Source organism: uncultured Jannaschia sp. (assembly GCF_947494055.1).
Lineage (GTDB): Bacteria > Pseudomonadota > Alphaproteobacteria > Rhodobacterales > Rhodobacteraceae > Jannaschia.
In genome coordinates this window covers 1-233 of record NZ_CANLTR010000252.1, presented here as the reverse complement: position 1 = coordinate 233, position 233 = coordinate 1, and the positions used below count along the sequence as shown (strand labels likewise).

Here is a 233-nt window from a genome sequence, read left to right as displayed (position 1 = left end):
CTGACAGGCACCTCAAAGAGCCAGGTCTCGCGGCTCTGCGAAGAGATCGACGAGCGTGTGCAGGCCTTTCTGAACCGGCCTCTTGAAGGCGATTGGCCCTTTCTCTGGCTCGACGCCACCTACGTGAAGCTGCGCGAGGGCGGGCGGATCGTCTCCATGGCGGTGATAGTGGCCGTCGCGGTCAACACCGACGGGCGCCGCGAGATCCTTGGGATCACCGTCATGCCGTCGGA

Annotated in this window: 1 protein-coding gene; it reads left to right on the top strand. The window is 64.4% G+C overall.

Annotation, left to right across the window (positions count from 1 at the left end; translation table 11 throughout):
* Nucleotides 1-233 (top strand): transposase (locus tag Q1A87_RS24055; RefSeq protein WP_299657457.1); only part of this gene is annotated, 233 nt, incomplete at both ends.